Annotated in this window: 1 protein-coding gene; it reads left to right on the forward strand. The window is 41.0% G+C overall.

The window, feature by feature from the left end:
* Positions 1–225 precede the first annotated feature (225 nt).
* Positions 226–1,287 (forward strand): DUF2628 domain-containing protein, encoded by a 1,062-nt coding sequence (locus tag NP589_RS21485; protein WP_256608796.1) that lies wholly within the window; start codon positions 226–228, stop codon positions 1,285–1,287.
* Positions 1,288–1,465 lie beyond the last annotated feature (178 nt).

The raw sequence follows: 1,465 nt of genomic DNA on the forward strand, positions 1-1,465 counted from the left end.
CCTTGATCCTGCGCTTCTCGCTTTTGGCGAGGGTTTTCGGAAGGGCCATCCCTGGCCCTCCGAAAACGAGCGGCATCCCTGCCGCTCCCCTGCTGGCTGATCTCGCCAAAAGCTGCGATGCTCGGGGCGGAATAACGGGAATAGTCCACTTCAGCGGTTACTGTGTGTAGTAAAGATATGATTTGTTATTCTAATGCTCGATACAACCATGCGTAGGAAAAGAAAATGGGTGGGTATGAATCTATATCTCAACAGGACCAACAACCAGAGCCAAAACAAAAATTTACGTTAGGCGATAGGGAGGAGTTTTATAAAGCCATAGTTGGTGATGAAGATCAGGAATATTATTTGAAGTGTTTCTCAAGATTTTATTCAAACCAGGGATTTTGTTGGTCTTGGAACTGGACAGCATTCTTCTCTACGTTTTTATGGTGTGTTTATCGAAAACTTTGGGTGGAAGCGATTTTATATCTATTAATTGGTTTTGTGCTTTTATCAATATTTGGTGCGTTAAATATAAACTTTGGTTTATGGTTGTTATGTATGTTTCTCTTTCCTGCGACATATGCAAACTACTCTTATTATATCGGTTGCACCAAGATTATTGAAAAACTAGAGAATGAAAACCTGGGTCGCCAAGATAAGCTAAATAAATTATCGAGAGTTGGCGGCGTATTCAAGTATGTCATTCCGATTTTTCTGCTAAGGAAGTATCCACTCACGTTATTGTTTTGTTCGATTGTTTTTTTCGCTTTTGCACCTTGGAGCGGTCTTTGGCTTATTTTGCTCGTATTTTTAACTACGACGCCATTTTTAGCACTATTTTTATTGCTTGTGACAATCATTTGGTTTGAAGTTCGAATTAGGCAAGTTTCAAAAGGTAAGGCATCAGGGACTGAATTAAGATTTCAAACCCTATTAATCACCTTTACTTGTGCGATTGTGATTCCATTTGCTCACTATTCCGCCAAGCTAGAGGAGCGCAAGCAAATGGAAAACTTGTCCAATACGTTTGAAAGTTATAGACAGCAAAATGGGTTGTTTCCAAAAGAATTGTCGCAAGCGGGAATTATTAAAAACGATAGGGTCGATTACACGTATTTCGATTGGCGATCCCCAAGATTGACTTACATGGTTTATAGTGGTTGGGAAGGCGGTCTATTTGTTTATGACGTGATAAATCATCAATGGGATAATAAAGGGTACAACTTTGCATCTGGTTCTGAAAGTCAATTTTGGGAAGGTGAGCGTTATATTACTTATGACGGCAAAATGCCAAGCTCATAAAAAATTGATTCTCTGACAAAATATCGCATGCTCATATTAGTTTCAATATATCGAAATCTAAATAGAGAGGGGTTTTAGCCCCGTTATTCCGCCCCGAGCATCGCAGATTTTGGCGAGATTAGCCCGCAGGGGAGCGGCAGGGATGCCGCTCGTTTTCGGAGGGGCAGGAAGCCCCTTC

This window comes from Methylomonas rosea, from assembly GCF_024505055.1.
Classification (GTDB): Bacteria; Pseudomonadota; Gammaproteobacteria; order Methylococcales; family Methylomonadaceae; genus Methylomonas; species Methylomonas rosea.